Annotated in this window: 14 protein-coding genes; 6 read left to right on the forward strand and 8 right to left on the reverse strand. The window is 68.0% G+C overall.

Features of this window, described 5'->3' with window-relative positions; genetic code table 11:
* Genes ACH4EW_RS07400 through ACH4EW_RS07410 form a run of 3 tightly spaced genes read right to left on the reverse strand, consistent with a single transcriptional unit; the run spans position 1 to position 2890 of the window.
* Positions 1 to 999, reverse strand: a complete 999-nt coding sequence (locus ACH4EW_RS07400; RefSeq protein ID WP_398252702.1) for a D-2-hydroxyacid dehydrogenase — start codon at positions 997 to 999, stop codon at positions 1 to 3.
* Entirely contained in the window at positions 996 to 2315 is a 1320-nt protein-coding gene (locus ACH4EW_RS07405) for a glycosyltransferase family 4 protein (RefSeq protein ID WP_398252705.1), read from the reverse strand. The genes ACH4EW_RS07400 and ACH4EW_RS07405 overlap by 4 nt, the downstream gene beginning before the upstream one ends.
* A gap of 59 nt (positions 2316 to 2374) precedes the next feature.
* Entirely contained in the window at positions 2375 to 2890 is a 516-nt protein-coding gene (locus ACH4EW_RS07410) for an ATP-binding protein (protein ID WP_398252707.1), read from the reverse strand.
* A 203-nt stretch (positions 2891 to 3093) separates the two neighbouring features.
* Between ACH4EW_RS07410 and ACH4EW_RS07415 the strand changes: the two genes are divergently transcribed.
* The 4 genes from ACH4EW_RS07415 to tyrS all read left to right on the forward strand — a co-directional run bounded on the left by ACH4EW_RS07415 (position 3094) and on the right by tyrS (position 8533).
* Positions 3094 to 4539 (forward strand): carph-isopro domain-containing protein, encoded by a 1446-nt coding sequence (locus ACH4EW_RS07415; protein WP_398252710.1) that lies wholly within the window; start codon positions 3094 to 3096, stop codon positions 4537 to 4539.
* A gap of 10 nt (positions 4540 to 4549) precedes the next feature.
* A complete protein-coding gene (locus ACH4EW_RS07420; protein WP_398252712.1) occupies positions 4550 to 5521 on the forward strand; it encodes an FAD-dependent oxidoreductase in 972 nt (323 codons plus the stop codon).
* Positions 5522 to 5576: 55 nt separating this feature from the next.
* A complete protein-coding gene (locus tag ACH4EW_RS07425) occupies positions 5577 to 6791 on the forward strand; it encodes a damage-control phosphatase ARMT1 family protein (protein ID WP_398252715.1) in 1215 nt (404 codons plus the stop codon).
* Positions 6792 to 7129: 338 nt separating this feature from the next.
* Positions 7130 to 8533 (forward strand): tyrosine--tRNA ligase, encoded by a 1404-nt coding sequence (gene tyrS / locus ACH4EW_RS07430; RefSeq protein ID WP_398252718.1) that lies wholly within the window; start codon positions 7130 to 7132, stop codon positions 8531 to 8533.
* 137 nt (positions 8534 to 8670) lie between these two features.
* Here the strand turns inward: tyrS and ACH4EW_RS07435 are convergent, their stop codons facing one another.
* Entirely contained in the window at positions 8671 to 9375 is a 705-nt protein-coding gene (locus tag ACH4EW_RS07435; protein WP_398252720.1) for a nucleotidyltransferase domain-containing protein, read from the reverse strand.
* A 401-nt stretch (positions 9376 to 9776) separates the two neighbouring features.
* Between ACH4EW_RS07435 and ACH4EW_RS07440 the strand changes: the two genes are divergently transcribed.
* Together ACH4EW_RS07440 and ACH4EW_RS07445 are read left to right on the forward strand one after the other, a co-directional pair.
* Positions 9777 to 10115: a DUF317 domain-containing protein gene (locus ACH4EW_RS07440; protein WP_398253330.1), complete on the forward strand. Its 339-nt coding sequence runs from the start codon at positions 9777 to 9779 to the stop codon at positions 10113 to 10115.
* A 336-nt stretch (positions 10116 to 10451) separates the two neighbouring features.
* Positions 10452 to 11276, forward strand: a complete 825-nt coding sequence (locus ACH4EW_RS07445; RefSeq protein WP_398252723.1) for a DUF317 domain-containing protein — start codon at positions 10452 to 10454, stop codon at positions 11274 to 11276.
* 250 nt (positions 11277 to 11526) lie between these two features.
* Here the strand turns inward: ACH4EW_RS07445 and ACH4EW_RS07450 are convergent, their stop codons facing one another.
* The 4 genes from ACH4EW_RS07450 to ACH4EW_RS07465 all read right to left on the reverse strand — a co-directional run bounded on the left by ACH4EW_RS07450 (position 11527) and on the right by ACH4EW_RS07465 (position 15878).
* Positions 11527 to 11907 (reverse strand): hypothetical protein, encoded by a 381-nt coding sequence (locus ACH4EW_RS07450; protein WP_398252726.1) that lies wholly within the window; start codon positions 11905 to 11907, stop codon positions 11527 to 11529.
* 108 nt (positions 11908 to 12015) lie between these two features.
* Entirely contained in the window at positions 12016 to 13758 is a 1743-nt protein-coding gene (locus tag ACH4EW_RS07455) for a relaxase/mobilization nuclease domain-containing protein (protein WP_398252729.1), read from the reverse strand.
* The gene (locus ACH4EW_RS07460) at positions 13755 to 14042 is read right to left on the reverse strand and encodes a mobilization protein (protein ID WP_398252731.1); all 288 of its coding nucleotides are present in this window, start codon (positions 14040 to 14042) and stop codon (positions 13755 to 13757) included. The genes ACH4EW_RS07455 and ACH4EW_RS07460 overlap by 4 nt, the downstream gene beginning before the upstream one ends.
* 540 nt (positions 14043 to 14582) lie before the next feature.
* Positions 14583 to 15878, reverse strand: a complete 1296-nt coding sequence (locus ACH4EW_RS07465) for a hypothetical protein (protein ID WP_398252733.1) — start codon at positions 15876 to 15878, stop codon at positions 14583 to 14585.
* Between the last annotated feature and the right edge of the window lie 23 nt (positions 15879 to 15901).

Raw genomic sequence — 15901 nt, forward strand, 5'->3', positions numbered from 1 at the left:
TCAGCCTCCTGCGAGGGGAGAGAGGGCAGGGGAAACGTCGGCCAGTCCGTTCAGAGGCCGGTCGGTGAGATAGCGGTGCAGGTTGTCGGCGAAGAACGCGACCGCCTCGTCCATGTACGTGTGGCAGAACGTCGCACTCTTGGGCGTCAGCACGACGCGAGGGTGGAGCCGCAGCGGGTCGCGTGCGGACAGCGGTCTTGGGTCGGTCACGTCCAGGGCGGCGCCGCGCAGGTGCCGGGAGTCGAGCGCGGTGAGCAGGGCCTGCTGGTCGACAGTTGACGCCCGGCCGAGGTTGAGGAAGACCGCGCCGCGTTTGCACGCCGAGAACAAGCCTTGGTCGAAGAAGCGGTGTGTGGACCGCGTGGCAGGCAGCAGGTTGACCACGACATCGGCCACTGCGACCGCCTGGGCGACCGCGGACGCGTGGAACCACGTGATGCCGTCACCCGGCACGGAGGGTGGGGTGCGACGAACGCCGATCACGTCCATGGCGAGAGCGCGGGCGGTACGGGCGAGGTGTCCGCCGATGCTGCCGCAGCCGACGATGGTCATCGTCGCACCGGCCAGGTCGAAGAACTCCTCGGCCAGATCGTCCTTCCACCAGCTTCGGTTCCGCTGGAAGCGCTGGCTCAGAAACAGGCCGCGGGAGAAGCCGAGGACGAGTCCCATGGCGTGCTCGGCCATGGGGCGGCCGTGGAAGCCGTACGAGCGGGTCAGGGCAACCCCGGCAGCGTGCGCCTCGGCCACCGGAAGATGATCGGTGCCTGCGGCCGGTGAGGCGATCCACCTCAGATGCGGTGCGCCGGACAGCCACGTCGGATCGAACCGCCACCCGAAGAACACCTCCGAGTAGCGGAGCTGACCTTGCAGGTCCTCGGCCGTCGCGGTACGGAACTCGACGTCCGGGAAGGCAGTACGCAGGGATCGCTCGTGCTCGGTCGACAACCGCCAGAAAGCATGGGGGGACTCAAGGCTGATCAGTACGACGGGGCGGCTCATCGTGTCGCATCTCCCGTCGCGGACGAGGAGGCCAGGGCCCAAGGAGCGACGCGGCCGAGAGCAGAGGCGATGCTGACCTCGTAGTCGTGCCGTGAGCGAAGAAGCGCGGTCGCGGAGCTCCTGAGCCGGGCGCGTTCTCGGGGCAGGAGCGTCAGGGCCCGGTGGATGGCGACGGCCAGGGATGCCGGGTGGGCCGGAGCCGCGGTGAAGCCGGTCTCGCCCTCGATGACGGTCTGGGCCAGCCCGCCCGCGGTCGTCGCCACGACCGGGCCCGCACCCGCCGCGAACGCTTCCAGCGGTATCCGGCCGAAGGGTTCCTCCCGGGAGGGCACGACAACTGCTCGCAGCGCCGGGCTGTGCAGCCAGCTGCGGATCGCCGGGCTGAAGCGGGTGATCAGCGTCGCGTCCAGCCTGTAAGCCTGGATGGTGGCGGTCAGCCGTTCCTGGTACGGGATGGGACGCTCGGCTTCGTCGGCCGTCGCGGCGACCAACAGCAGGTGGGGAAGTCGGACGCCTCGCGTCTTCAGGATGCGTAGCGCCTCCAGTAGATCTTCGAAGCCCTTGGTGGGGTCGGCACGTCCCAGGGCCAGGAGAAACCCTCCCCGGGCATTGACGGGTAGAGGGAGCGCGGCGGCGGGTGTGCCGGTCTCCTCCAGGATCAGCCCGTTCGGGATGCTGATCACGCTCGAAGCGGGGACCGCGCAGCCCACGACGAGGTGCTCTCGCATGTGGGTGGAGATCGCGCCGACTCGGCCTCCCCGCGCGGCTGCGGCTCGCAAACCGGACCGCTCCCAGCTCACGCGTACCCGGTCGTCGCGCTTGGTCAGCGCCGCGGTCGAGCGCGGGACAAGAAGCAGCTCCATGGTTGGGGGCGTGTATGGGGCAAGCCCGAGGAACGGCACGTCGAGCCCGACCAGCAGGGAACGCCCTGCGCGGCCGGCTACGCGCACGGCACCTTCCGCGACGAGGTCGCACAGCCGCTCACAGCCGTGGACCGATTCTGTGAGCTCATGGCCGTCGGGGACCGTGATGATTTCGGCCCCTGCCCGACCGAGCATCTGCCGGACTTCGGCGGCCCACTGCGCGTCGTGGGCACCCGAGGTCTGGGGGACTCGCGTCGCGATCACTGCCAGTCGGCCGGGTGGCAGCAGACGGGCGAGCGCGGTGAGGAACGCTCGGTTGCTGAAGCCGGTGCCCGAACTGGTCCCGTAGAAGCCCTCGTGGAGCGCGACGATGATGCGTGGCTCCCAGGGGGCGTTCGGGGTGCTTGGAACCTCGGTAGGGGCCGTAGGCGTGATCGGGTGCTTGAGTCGCACCGTGGGGTGCCTCCTTCGAGACGAGATACCTCGGGCGAGGAATGTCAGGGAACGTGGGGTCAGTGCTTGCCGACGGAGCGACTCAGCCGGCACCAGGCGCGGCTTCCGTGGACGCTGGTCGTCAGGGACCAGGAGTCGGCCAGTGCCTCAACGATGACCAGCCCTCGTCCCGACTCGGCTTCGTCTGGAGGCTCCGGTGGGGGAGGGGTTACGGGGAGCGAACAGCCGCCGTCTGTGACGGTGATCTCCACCTCCAACCGGCCGGCGCTCGGCCTCTGGTGATCGACGCAGAGGACCAGGGGAGGGGTGCCTGAGGTGAACGCGTTGGTCGCGAGCTCCGATCCGACGAGGCGGGCGTCGTCGAGCAGTTCGGTCGCCGCTTCCCCATGGAGCGCGACAGCGATGGCTTCGCGGGCGACTTCAGCAGCTCTCGGGCCGAAGGGCAGGTCGGTGATCAGCGTGGCCGTGATGTCACGGTTCGACCGTGGGTGCGTGGGCTCCGGTCTGATGCGGCTGTTGCCGCGCTCCAGCACACTGCCCGGGCGGTCTTGGGAGGTGCTTGCCTGGTGTTTCAAGACCCGATCCCTTCTCCGTCGGCGGCTGAAGAGCTGTCTTCTGCCGGGAACCAAGAACATCGGAGAAGGAAGCTGGGCAGGACCCGATGAGTCGGTCAACTCGGTCAACTACCGTGTGATGCAGGTGAATCAGTCGCCCTCAGGTATCACCATGGGGAGCGCAAGGGGGACTGACGAACCACTGGGGCGTGAGGCGGTCGGACGTGGCAATGCAGGTCAGCGAGCCCAATGCTGTACTGGCGAGATGCTTGGACGAACTCGGGTGGAGCCCCAAGGCGCTCGCGCGAAAGCTCAACAGGGTCTTCGGCACAGGGACTGTCGCGGAATCGGCCCCGTATCACTGGCGAGACGCCGGATCTCTGCCACGCACACCGCTGCCTGTCATGGCTGCCTATGTACTGTCACAGGAGCTGGGCCGAACGCTTTCGGTGGCCGAGCTGTGGCAGGGGCGCGCCGGTGACTCCTCGGCTCTCATTCCGGCGGATACGGATCTTGCGCGGCCCTGGACCGTGCAGGGGCTGGAGGCGATTGTGGAGGACTGGGTCATGGGAGGACTCGTCGACCGCCGACGCTTCCTGGCGATCTCCGGGGCAGGTCTGATCTCGGTCGTCGCCCAATATCTCGACGGCACCGCGGGACGCGGGCAGTACACGCCCAGGCTGACGGAGGTCGTCGGAGGCGACCCGCTGATCGATCAGGTCGAGCAGCACTTGCCCATGCTCCAGATGCTCGACGACGAGCACGGCGGCGCACGCCATCTTCCGTACGTGGGAGCCCAGTTCCGGGCCGTGGGCCTGTTGATTCACGAGGGCGGGCACTCCCCCTCCGTCACCACCCGGCTGATCCGCGCCCTCGCAGAGATCGGGCAGCTTGCTGGCTGGATGGCCTTCGACGCGGCCGATCACGGCTTGGCCCAGCGTTATTTCGCCACAGCCCTACGGGCTGCCCACCAGGTCAACGACCTGCCTCTCTGCGCGCACATCCTGGGAGACCTCTCGTTCCAGGCAGCCAGCCGTGGACACCCCGCCGACGCCATCGCCCTCGGCGAGGCAGCCCGACGGGCCAGCGACGCGGCCCCGGCCGCCGTCCGGGCCTCTGTGCTGTCCCGGGTTGCCTACGCGTACGCCACAGCAGGCCGCGACAACGACTTCGCCCACACGCGAGGTACAGCACGGGACCTGATCGCGAGCCGCGACGATGGGGCCGACGAGCCGCGCTGGATGTACTTCCTCACCGACAACCACCTGGACTGCCAGGCTGGGTACTCCCTTGTAAAAATGGGGCGCGTCCAGCAGAAGGCGGGGAACACCGCGAAGGGCCGACGCTTCCTCGATGAAGGAACGCAGCTGCTGCGATCGGGGGCGTACGAGGTTCCGCGCGGCGACCCGAGCCAGCGCAGGGCCATGTTCGAAGGTGCGTGGCTGGCCCTCGGGCACAGCGCCCACGGTGAGCTGGAGACCGCATGTGAGGTCGGGCAGATCGCGGCGGATCGACTCGACGCCGTCCGCTCGCCCAGGAGCGCTGGGCTGCTCAGGCAGCTCGTGGAGGACCTCCGCCGCCGGCAACGGAACCCGTACGTCCGCAGTTTCCTCCCCTCGTTGGAGAGCGCCCTCGACCGGCACGCCCCATCGGCGTCTCACGGCCGTTAGGGTCGTGGCCATGACCGCAGGGGAGCGAGTTGTCGTTGCCGGGGCAGGCGTGGCGGGGCTGACGACCGCCGTCCTACTCGCCGAAGCCGGTACACCGATACATGTGATCGCCGAGGGAATTCCAGGCGTCACGTCGTTGGCCGCCGGCGCGATGTGGGGCCCGTATTTGGTCGAGCCGAAGAACAAGGTCGACCGGTGGGGACAGCTGTCGCTGGAGATCTTCCGGACGCTGGCGGAGGACCCAGCTACAGGAGTTCGGCTTACGAACGGCATCGAGGCGTCGCGTACGGCCGAAACCCCGCCGGACTGGGCCACCACACTCCCCGGCTTTCGCTCCTGTGAGGCGGCCGAACTCCCGGCCGGGTTCACCGCGGGGTACCGGTTCACCGTTCCGCTGATCGACATGCCGGTCTATCTGGACTACCTCCTGCGCCGCCTCCGCGCCGCCGGAGGCACCATCGAACAGCGGACTCTCAGGTCACTCGATGACGTCGGCTCCGCCACGGTGATCGTCAACTGCACGGGCCTTGGTGCTCGTGCGCTGGTCCCGGACCCCGATCTCCGCCCGATCCGTGGCCAGCATGTCGTCGTGACCAATCCGGGCCTGACCGAGTTCTTCTCCGAGGACACAGGCGCATCGCCGGATCTGTTGTGCTTCTACCCGCATGGCGACACCGTTGTCCTGGGCGGCACGGCCATTGACGGACAGGGTGACCTGGCCCCCGACGAGAAGGCAGCGGCCGCGATTCTCGCCCGCTGTGCCGAGATCGAGCCCCGGCTTGCCGATGCCCGCGTCCTCGAACACCGCATGGGTGCCCGACCGACTCGCGCCACGGTCCGCGTGGAGACGCAAAGCTGGGAGGACGGGACGGTGGTCGTGCACAACTACGGGCACGGGGGAGCCGGGGTCACGCTCTCGTGGGGGTGTGGCGAGGAGGTCAGGACGCTGCTGGCGAGTGACGGCTTGGCCGCCCGTCACTGAAGTGGATCGCGAATCCCCTAGGACACATGTGCGACAAGCGGAGGGCTTGGAAACCATGGCAGAGAAGACTTCCCGCACCGCGGGCGATGAGGCCGGCCGCGGCTCCGGCCCGGCTGCCGGAACCGGCGCGCCGGTCATCCTGAGTAACGAGCCTGGCTCGTTCGCCTGGGGTGTCCTGGCCAAACGCCATCCGGCCCTGATCCAGCAGGTGCGAAACGCCTTCCTGTACGGCTGCCGACAGCACGAGGCCCTCGATGCCCTCCTGGACGAGATCACCAACGGTGTCATCGAACCGCTCGCCCCTGCGGAGCACGATCACGGGCAGTGGTCGGACTGGGGGCGGGAGCACTTCGGGCGATCGTGGTTCGACACCCCGTTCCTGTGGGCGGAAAGCTACTTCTATCGCAGGCTCCTCGGCGCGGTCGGGTACTTCGGTCCCGGGCCGTGGCAGGGAGTCGACCCCTTCGCGCCGTTCAAGCAGGCCGAACTGCGCGGCGAGCCGGTGGACGAGGAGCTGCGGGCCCTCGACACACTCGCCGACGAGTCCGCTACGTCTCTGCTGCACGCCTCGCTCTGGGGCAACCGAGCTGACCTCGGCTTCTGCGTTTCGGCGGGGGAGTCGGCGTCCGGCGACGCTGCCGATGGCCTGGTCGCCGACGATAGCGCCGTACTGTGGCATCTCCTGCCCGCCGGAGCTGGCTCCACGGTCGCCGTGGTAGCGGACAACGCGGGGCGGGAGCTGATCCCTGACTTGATCCTCATTGATCACCTCCTCGTGCACCGGCATGCCGAGCGGGTCGTGCTCCACGTCAAGCCCTACCCGTACTACGTCTCCGACGCGATGACGTCGGACGTCGTCGACTGCCTCCGCCGCCTCAACCACGCGCCCGGTGAAGCCGGCAAGATCGGCGGGCGCCTTTGGGAGGCCATGGCGACAGGCCACTTGGAGGTGCGGACCCATCCGTTCTTCTGCGCTCCGCTGCCGTACGAGGACATGCCCGAGGACCTGCGGAAGGAGTTTGAGGCCGTCACGCTCACCATCCTGAAGGGCGACCTCAACTACCGCCGCCTTGTGGGCGATCGAATGTGGGACGCGACGGCGTCGTTCGCGAACCTCACCACGTACTTCCCGGGGGCTGTCTCGGCGCTCCGCACCCTGAAGTCCGATGTCATCGTGGGGGTGGAGCAGGGGACGTTGGAGGTCCTCGAACGGTCCGGCTCCGCCTGGCGTACGAGTGGCACTCACGCTCTGATCCAGGTTCGACGGTAGATCTGGCGGCGATACGAATCCTCACTCATCGGACTTCACGCTGCGAGCGGCCGGGCATTGTCTGCCCGGCCGCTCGCGTTTGGCTTCGCCGACGGGGACGAGCCCCGCAGGAATGCTCACGGTCATGCTCCGTGCGCATGACCCGATAACACTGTGGCTCCGGTCCCTCTCCAGCACGATCGTGGGATGGCCGCTGGTGCGGCTGACGGCGACCCGGGGGGCAAAAGGGTCATTTATAATCAATCCGACGATGCGTCGAGGGTGGCGATGATAAAATCGCCGCTTCCAACCCTCGTACTGGCCAGGCCAGTTGTCCAACGCAGGAGCGTATAGGCGCCATGAGCCGTTTGAGTGAGTCCGTCACCAGTGTCATGCACATCCTCGATGGAGCGGACCTGGGCGCGGACTATACGGTCTCGCAGCTGCTCGACAAGACAACAGCCCGGCGCTCCCTGGACCTCTCCGACCTTTCCCCCAAGGAGCAGGCCGCGCTGGTAGAGGGGCGCGCCATCAACCTGATCCCCTCGGCTGCGGCACTTGCCGAGAAGATCGAAGCCGCGCGGTCAGAGGGGCGCAAGTTCGTCATCAAGTACGGCATCGACCCGACCTCGCCCGACGTCCACCTCGGCCACGCGGTGCCGATCATCATCGCCAGCCGGTTGCAGCGTATGGGCCACCACGTCGTCTTCATCATCGGTGACGTGACGGCGAAGATCGGTGATCCCTCGGGACGCTCCTCTGAACGGCCGGCTCTCACAGACGAGGACATCGCCCGCAATCTGAGCACGTACCAGCAGCAGGTAGCACCGTTCATCGACTTCGAGCGTGCCGACCTGCGCTTCAACGGTGAGTGGCTCAACAAGGTCAGCCTCCCGCAGCTCGTCGAGATCCTCGCCCGAGTACCCGTTTCCATGTCGCTCCAGCGTGAGGACTTCCGCACCCGGCTCGCAGAGGGGCAGGGCCTGTCCATCGCCGAGTTCGTCTACTCCGTCGTCATGGCGATGGACTCGGTGGCCATCACGGCCGACGTCGAACTTGGCGGAGTCGACCAGCTGCTGAACCTCCAGATGTGCCGCAAGGTCATGGAGATCTCGGAGCAGACGCCCGAGGTCGTCATCACCACCCCGCTCATCGAAGGGACCGACGGCACGGGCTCCAAGATGAGCAAGAGCAAGGGCAACTACGTGGGCCTGACGGCAACGCCCGATGATGTCTACGGTCGGCTGATGTCCATCCCCGACCACCTGACCGAGCCGTACCTCCAGCTCCTCACCGAGTGGACGGACGACGAGATCCGCGTGGTGACCAAGCGCCTGGAGGAGGGAACCGCGCACCCGATGGCCGTCAAGCGGATCCTCGCCGGGGAGGTGGTGGCAGCCCTCCACGGCCCGCACGTTGCGGCCGCCGCCCGCGCGGAGTTCACGGCCCGCTTCTCCAAGCGGTCCTTCGGGGACACCCAGAACCTCCCCGTCGTATCCCTGAAGGAGCACGCCGAGGACACCCTCGGGGCCCTGATCAGCCGCACGCTGGACTTTGCCCCCAGCATCTCGGCCGTGCGTCGTGTGGCTCAGCAGAAGGGCCTGCGTCTTATCCGTGAGGCAGACGGAGAGCAGCAGACCACTCAGCTCACGGAGGCTTCCGTCCAGCAGGCGCTCGACGCAGTGGTGAGCGAGGTTGGGGCACTCGACGGCGTCGAGCTGTACCTCAAGGTGGGTCGCAAGGTGGCCCGCATCGACGCCTGAGATTGAGACCCGGCGCCGGCCCGCATCGCGGGGTCGGCGCCGTCGCCCTCGGGCCTCTGTGCGACACCGTGAGGCTGAGCTGTGCGCGCGACGCAGGACCATTCCAACGCGGGCCTGCCGCCGTACGGCGACCTCGTTCATGGAGTTCCACCGCGCTTGTAGCCGACCCATAACCGACCGCCGACCTCCTCCAGCACCTCGTCCACGACTGCCGCGAGGGGCTCCATCCGCCCCGCCAAGACTTCACCAAGGCCATCATGCAGGCGCATGCCGAGCCCCGGAGCCGTGGTCTCAAGGCGGCGGGCTAGCCACTTCCCGCCCCCGTTCCACGATCCGCCAGCGGTCAGCGCCAACTCGCCGGTTCTTCGCACCAGTTCGGTGGCAATGAACAACCGTTCGCCCTGGTCGGTGCTCCCCGCGAGGTCGTCGAGGAGGTCGGTGATCGCGTAGCGGCGGTCATCGATCTCTTCGGCCGCCACCACGGGTGGTCCCGCGGCGGTCAGCTTTCGGGCCTCAGCGGCGAGGTGAGTTCCGACTCCATCGTTGTCGAAGAGCAGGATCCCGTCGGCACACATCCAGAGCAGTGGTGACCGGCGCTTGCGTACCTCCCGCTGGATGTACGCGTGCCACGTCGCTTCGGTGTGCACGAACATCTCCACCAGCCACTCACCGCTCTGGAGGCTTACTCGGTACGGGGCTGGGGGTCCCTGGAGGAGCACCACGATGTCGAGGTCCGACATCGCCGTGCGGCGGCCCGTCACGACGCTGCCTCCGAGGAACGCAGCCCGAGCGTCAGGGTGATGTTCCGCTACAACGGAACGCGCAGCATCAATCGCATCCATGCAGCAACTATCAGCACTCTGCCTATCGTGCGCACGGGGTTTCTTCGGGGATACGGGCGGTGCTATCTCCTGAGATCGACTGCTGCTGCATCGCACGTCCCGGACGGAGGCGGCCTGCCAGTCGGCGAGAGGGTGCCGAGTGGTCTCAGGCGATGGCCTTGGCCTCGGTCGGCGGTGACATTGACGCGGCTCACGCTGTTGCCTCGCAGAGGAGCGTGGCTGGGGTAGACCGCCTCTATGCGGTGCTTCGGGCGGCGCAGGAAAGTAGTCCGTGCCCCAGTTCGCCGGGGGCAGACAGGAAAGAGTCGCGAATGACTGGCCAGCGGGCGCAGAAGGATGTCAACGTAGACGACCTTCTGGAACCCCAGGTCAGAGAGGTGATCGCCGTGACCGTGGCATCCATGAGCCCCGGTTTCTCCACCACCGTCAAGGCCCTGAAAGTGCGAGACTGGCAGCTTGGCTCAGGCCAGCCCACGCTCGTGATGGATCAGTTCTCCGCCGAGGATTTCCACATGGTTGTGGACGACCGCGCCGACGTGCACGTCAATTCGAAGGACGGCCGGTTCTACTTGGGCTGGTTTCCGCTCGGCCGCCCTGGGGCCGATGGCGAAGGCTGGAAGATCGCCGTCACTGGTACCACGAGGGTGCCTGGGTACAGCATCTCCTTCGACACCGAGACGCCGTCCGATGTCGTCGCCGCCGCTGTGACGCGCGTGCTGGAAACCACTCGCCCCCGGTGAGTACAACAGCCGGCGTCGGCTGACTCGGGTGCTGACAGCTCCTTCGCTCATCGAACTGGGCGGTACTTTACGTCCGTCAGCCCGCTGCCCGGAGCAATGACGCTTCCCCGGAGTTGTGGGGAATGACCGTCGGTGACGTCGTTGACTACCCAGCTGTATGTGAACGGACGGCGCCCCTGCGGCTGTTGATGAACCTGTCTCCCATGCCCCACCGCGCGATACAGGTCGTCGATCGGATCCTTGCCGCCCGTGGCGGCCGTCGCTTTGAACTGGTAGGCGTCCAGGCGCCGCCGCCCTTGCCGCACTGCTGGCGGCAAGTAGATCCGCACCTAAGCCTTGGAGGCGCTCCTGTATCCCGACCCTCTGCTAGACCCGTCGACTCCGAGCCGGGGCGCTCTGCCTGCGTACTGGGTCGGCCCCCGGCACCTGGCCGGTGATGACGGACGTCTCTACGATGCCGTCGCTGACACGCTCGCCGACCTCGGCTGGACGAGCCTCGTGATCGTCCGCGGGCGGCAGGAGCCCAACGAGGCATGGGAGGACCGGCAGGTCGTGCGCAGCACCGTCCTCCACATCAGCCCTGACACCCTCCGGTGGGCTCAATGGGTGCTGCCGGATGAGCCGTTCCACCTGGGCGAGCTGCCGATCGCCTGGCAGATTTCCGCCCGCGAGCACCCAGACAGCCCGCTTGCGCGGTGGTCGGCCTACTTCACCCTCGGCATGCCGGGCGAGGTCCTCTGCGACTTTCTCCTCGCGCTCGACGCCCGCGACCAGCCCACCACGGCGCTCATCGGTCCCGAGCTCGTTATGGATGTTGTCGCGGAGCACGGCTGGCTCCGCGACGTCGACCAGCCCGACTCGGTGGCGATGCACCCCACCTTTACCTCCCATCTCAGCTTCGGTGAGATCCCACCCCTCATTCAGGACACCGATCCCCGCGCCCTGAGCGTCGAGGCGGAGGAGCCAGGGGCGACTGGCTGGCAGGCGTGGGCTGAGCCGGGCATGGGCGCCTCGTATCTGTGGGCTGCGTCGTTTAGTGCAAGCGTGCCGCACAGCCTTGCCGCCGCGTTTGCCTCCTCGCTCAGCTCCACCGCACCGGTTCTACGCCGGGTGCTGCCGGAGAGCACACGGGACCGGCTCCTGCGTGCCCCTGCCAGTTGAGCAGTACTCCCGCGCCATGAAGCCGGGCCTCCCGTTCAGGTGGCCCGGCTTCGCGCTGCTCGGACAGCTTCTGTGTGTAGCGGGCGGCTACCGAGGCGGACCCGTGTCAGTGTTGGATGCTGTGTCCAGCTCGTGGGCACTGCCGAGAGATGGTGCTCATTTGATCCTTCCTGGCACCGATCGCCGGGGCCGATAAGCGCTCCGGCCAGGCCATCACCTCGCCTTGGTCAATGAGTGAAGGGGCCCTTCGTCAGAAGGTGTTGGCGATGAAGGGACGCACCCGTTCGTCCGCGAGTGCGAACAGGCGATTGAACTCGGCCCGTTCATCCTTGCTCATGAGCCCGACGGCGTTGCCGAGGTTCTTCTCAGTGAGCTGCTTCATGAATGGGGCAAGGAATCGGTTCATGACTTCAGGGGCGTCGTGTATCGCCTGCACGTATTTCCGGTACCGCGTGAGCTGCGCACTCAGCTCTTCGAATTCGGCGAGGGTTGCCCTGCCAGCGAGGGCCTGTTCCTCTTTGCTGAACGGGCGTCCGTCGCGGTGGGACCACGTGCCGGTATCGTCTCGGCGTTTGAAGTCCGAGTCGCAGAGAAGGGCGAATACGTAGGGGTTGATGTCGGGATTGGCCATACGGGTGTGGTGCTCCTCGCGGAATCGGTTGGGGTGCATCAATGGTCTGGAGAACCGCCGGTTTGGCTAACCGGCGATCGTCGGCTATGTTGCGGCCGTTTCCCCGGGTCAGGGCCGACGGCTGGAGGGGTTCGCTGCCCTGGCCGCAGGTGGTGTGGCGGGGGTTGGGGCCGGGGCTCGCCGGCCGTCTCGGGCGGGTGTGGCCTGGGGGTTTTCGGGTGCGGCGGGCAGGTGGGCGCTGCGGCGCAGACGCCAGACGAGGACGTCGCTGATGGAGGCGGCGGTGTCGAGTTCGCGACGTCGGGTGGCTTCGGCGATCAGTGCGGCCGGGTCGTGGCCCGCCTGCCGGGCGTCCGCGAGGGTGGCGGCCAGGGCGGGCCAGCCGGGCTCCGCCTGGATTCGCTCCGCGAGCTCCGGCAGCGCCTGGTGCAGGAGATCGGCTTGCCGTTGCCGGATCCGCGGCGATAGGCGCTGGCCTCGCTGGCGGAGGGTGGCGATGGGGTGGGCTGCGGCGGCCTGGTAGGCGGCGCGCAGATGCTCGGCGGCCTGCTGGGCTGCGGCTGCCTGCTGACTGTGGTGCCGTTTGGCGTGCCAGTTCGCCGCGGTGATGGCGAGGAAGACGGCCATGTCGATGACCATCGCCGTGGTGGCTCCGTCTTCGCCACGGCCGAGGGCGGGGCCGCTGTGGACGAGATCGTGGGCGGCCTGCCGCAGGGCGATCTCACGCCCGCGTACGGCACGCACATGGGAGCGGCTGGCCCGCTCGAACACGAAGGCCGCCTGCCGGAGTTCAGCGCGATTGTGGGCGGCAGAGGTCTTGGCGAGCGCGTCCAGGACCTCCCCTGCTGCGGCGATCTGCGCGGCTGCCATGCCGTCGTCGCCGTGATCAATGATCAACAGAGCCTGCCAGGTGGCAGCGGCGGCCCGGCGCCGAGCGAACGCGGGATGGGTCACCGGCGGTAGGGCGGGCCGCACCGGCTCAGGCCCGCCCTCGGAGACCGACACTGCGTGCAGGGACCAGCGTTCGCGTATGCGGGGCAGGGACAGGTCGGGTGCGAGTGTGGAGCCGGCATAGAAGACTGGCTCGTCGTCCTTGTTACGGTCGTCAGACAGCGCGACCTTGTAGCCGAGCAGGTCGCCCGACGGCGCGATCCGCTTGCGGATCAGCAGACCGTCGGCGGCCAGACGGTCGAAGAACTCATCCGTGGAGGCGGCGCCGGCCGAGGCACTGCGTACGGTCTCGCGCAGCTTCTCCCGCGCCGTACGTTCCCGCCCCTGCCGTTCGGCTTTGTGGCGTTCGGCGCTGGTGGGGCGTTTGGCTGCGGTGCCGTCGCCAGGGGTGACGCGGTGCAGGTCGTAGTCGGTCTCGATGAGGCGGGCAGCGGCCTGAGCGCGTTGGCCGGAGCGGTGGTGGTTGGGGCGGCGGCCGTCCTCGCGTACGAGGGTGGCGATGATGTGGATGTGGTCGTCGGCGTGGCGGACGGCGGCCCACCGGCACCCGGCGCTGTCTGCGCCGCCGGGATCGATGCCGGCGGCCGCCACGATGCGGCGGGCGATGTCGCCCCACTCCTCGTCGCTCAGGGTTCGGTCGGTGCCCGCGGCGCGTACAGAGCAGTGCCACACGTGCTGGTCGGGCCGCTGGTCTTTGTCGAGCAGGTGCAGTGGCTGATCGAGAAGCCGTTGAAGATCTTCCTTCGTCGCGGAGGGGTCGCGGCCGGGGTCGGGTGCCATCAGGTAGTCAAAGGAGGCGACCAGGTGCGGGTCGACGTGCTCCTCGCGGGTGCCCTTGCCGTAGAGGTAGTTGAGCAGCCCGCGGGTACTGCTGCCTTGCTTGTGGATACGGGGAATCAAGCGGTTTCGTCTTTCTGCCAGTTGTTGATCCGCTCGACGGCCGCCCTGGTGGCGGTGGCCGCGCGGCGGACGTTGTCGAGGGCTTCCTCAATGCGCGCGATATCGCCGCCGGAGTTGAGGGCCTTGGTCATCTGGTTGAGGTTGCTGCCGGCCCAGCCGAGCTTGCGGCCGGTGGCGAAGAGCTCGGTAAGGACGTCGTGGTTGGCGGCGATGGTTGCGGCGGTGCGGGTCTGGTCGCGGGCGGCGGCCAGGGCGGAGTGGGCAAGGAATCCCGCGACGCTCATGCCGACAGCGTCGGCGCCGGCCTGAATGAGTGTGTGTTCGCGTTCGTTGAGGCGGACGCTCTGGGCGGGGCGCTGCTTCTTGTCACGCGGACGTGATTTCCCCTTGGCCCGGCGCTTGTGGCTGGCCGTACTTGGCTGCAATCCGCCCCCGGTCGCAGCCTTCCCGTCCGGCGCCCCCTGGCGCTGGTCGGGCCCCGCCACCCCCGGGGCGGGGTCTGGTTCGGACGCTCCCCCGGCGGGGGAGTGTCCGAACCTCCAACTTGCTCCGCTTTGGGCTGGCGTGGCTTGGGTCGCGTTCTGGTGCTCCGGGCTGTTGGTGCACGAATCCTGCATGGAGAGCAGCTCCTAGTGGGGGAGGGAAGAGCGCACCAGGCCGACGCACGGGCAGCAGCCCCGCCTCCCGCTGGTTCGAGCGGAGAATCGCGGGGGAGGGCCGTGTCTGCCTGGCATAGCGGCGCGAATGAGGCGGGGCTGTGGACCAGACGGAGTTGCTGGTCCACAGGTCCCCGTGCGGGCGTTCGGGGCTGACCGGATATCCGGTCAGCCCGTCGGGATGCTGGTCTTGGCGCCCTGCTCTGCGGCTAGGAGGGCCTTGAGTTCGGTGAGCCGGTCTTCGGAGATGGTGAGTTCGGCCCTGCGGATGGCGTTCCGCAGCACAGCGCGGGTGGCTGTTCCGTGCATGGCGATGGCTCCGCGGCCGATCGCGAGTAGTTCGTCCATTTCGGCACCGGGAGGACGTCCGTAACGTTGCGCCGTGGGGACGTCGTCTTCGGGGGACGGCTCGGTGATCTCGGGAGTGGGTGCCGAATCGTGCAGGGGGAGTTGGTTCTGCACGGATCGAGGAGGTAGGAACTCGATACGAAGGCCAGAGTCGGGGTGTTCCTTGGACACCTCACTGTCCAAGGCGTACTCGGCATCCGGCTGGCTGCGCTGGGGCGTCATCATCTCGCCGCGACACGTCGCGCCCTCATCCAAAGTGGAAGCAGTCCAAGGTGATGCCAGTTCGATCGTGGCGAGCGCTGTCGCGTGACGGCGGACGGCGAGCTGTTGCAGCAGCACTTCGCGCTGGCGCTGGTCGATGCCCACCGAGGCTTGGGCGATGGCCTGTGACAACTGTCGTGAAGTGCGCCGACCTCGCCAGCCGGTGCGTTGCTTCTGGGTTCGCTCCGCAAGGTGGGCGGCCAGGGCGACGGCTTTGCGGGTGGCCCGGTCGCGGGTGATCTGCGCGGCATCACGATCGCGCGCAGCGATGCCAAGGCGGGAGAGAAGACGTTCGCGTACTTCGCGCCCGACCCGGGCGAGCACGCTATGGGAAGCGGCCTCGGGCGTGCGGATGCGCAGTTCGATGCCCATGGCCTGATGCCAGAGCAGCGCGGCCATGACCGGGCCTACGAAGGCTCGCACTGTGCCGCCGACCACGCCTGACTCGGCGTACGCGGGGATCACCTGCACAGCGGTGATCACCCAGGTCAGGGCGCCGGGCAGGCCGGGTGCCTGCTTGGGACCGTGCAGGTTCTGTCGCGCGAGCAGCGCCGTGGCGAAGATGGCGAGTTCGGCGGCGGCGAACATCGCGATGCGCTCGGTGGTGCCGCTCATGTCCAGGTAGTCGGCGGCGAACCGCCAGCTGGTGTCGGCGCTGTAGGCGGTACAGCCGACTGCGGCCAGTGCGGCGACCCTGATTGCGGGCGTTCCGGGCTGGTGCTTGCTGCGGTTTCGGGTAGTGCGTCGGTAGATCAGCAAGCCGACCAGCAGCATCGTGCAAGCGCCCAGGAGGGCGGTAAGCGCGAGAGACGTCGAGGTCCAGTGCCCGAGCGTGGGCAGGGCGAGTTGCGTCATACAGGGGTCTCCAGAGAGGCCGC

The organism is Streptomyces sp. NPDC018000, assembly GCF_044328025.1.
GTDB lineage: Bacteria > Actinomycetota > Actinomycetes > Streptomycetales > Streptomycetaceae > Streptomyces.

What these genes read in the sequence shown, in the direction of transcription:
- ACH4EW_RS07450 (WP_398252726.1), bottom strand. Translation starts at nt 11,907, where the DNA reads ATGGCCAATCCCGACATCAACCCCTACGTATTCGCCCTTCTCTGCGAC.
- ACH4EW_RS07400 (WP_398252702.1), bottom strand. Translation starts at nt 999, where the DNA reads ATGAGCCGCCCCGTCGTACTGATCAGCCTTGAGTCCCCCCATGCTTTC.
- ACH4EW_RS07460 (WP_398252731.1), bottom strand. Translation starts at nt 14,042, where the DNA reads ATGAGCGTCGCGGGATTCCTTGCCCACTCCGCCCTGGCCGCCGCCCGC.
- ACH4EW_RS07435 (WP_398252720.1), bottom strand. Translation starts at nt 9,375, where the DNA reads ATGGATGCGATTGATGCTGCGCGTTCCGTTGTAGCGGAACATCACCCT.
- ACH4EW_RS07440 (WP_398253330.1), top strand. Translation starts at nt 9,777, where the DNA reads ATGAGCCCCGGTTTCTCCACCACCGTCAAGGCCCTGAAAGTGCGAGAC.
- ACH4EW_RS07465 (WP_398252733.1), bottom strand. Translation starts at nt 15,878, where the DNA reads ATGACGCAACTCGCCCTGCCCACGCTCGGGCACTGGACCTCGACGTCT.
- tyrS (WP_398252718.1), top strand. Translation starts at nt 7,130, where the DNA reads ATGAGCCGTTTGAGTGAGTCCGTCACCAGTGTCATGCACATCCTCGAT.
- ACH4EW_RS07420 (WP_398252712.1), top strand. Translation starts at nt 4,550, where the DNA reads ATGACCGCAGGGGAGCGAGTTGTCGTTGCCGGGGCAGGCGTGGCGGGG.
- ACH4EW_RS07425 (WP_398252715.1), top strand. Translation starts at nt 5,577, where the DNA reads ATGGCAGAGAAGACTTCCCGCACCGCGGGCGATGAGGCCGGCCGCGGC.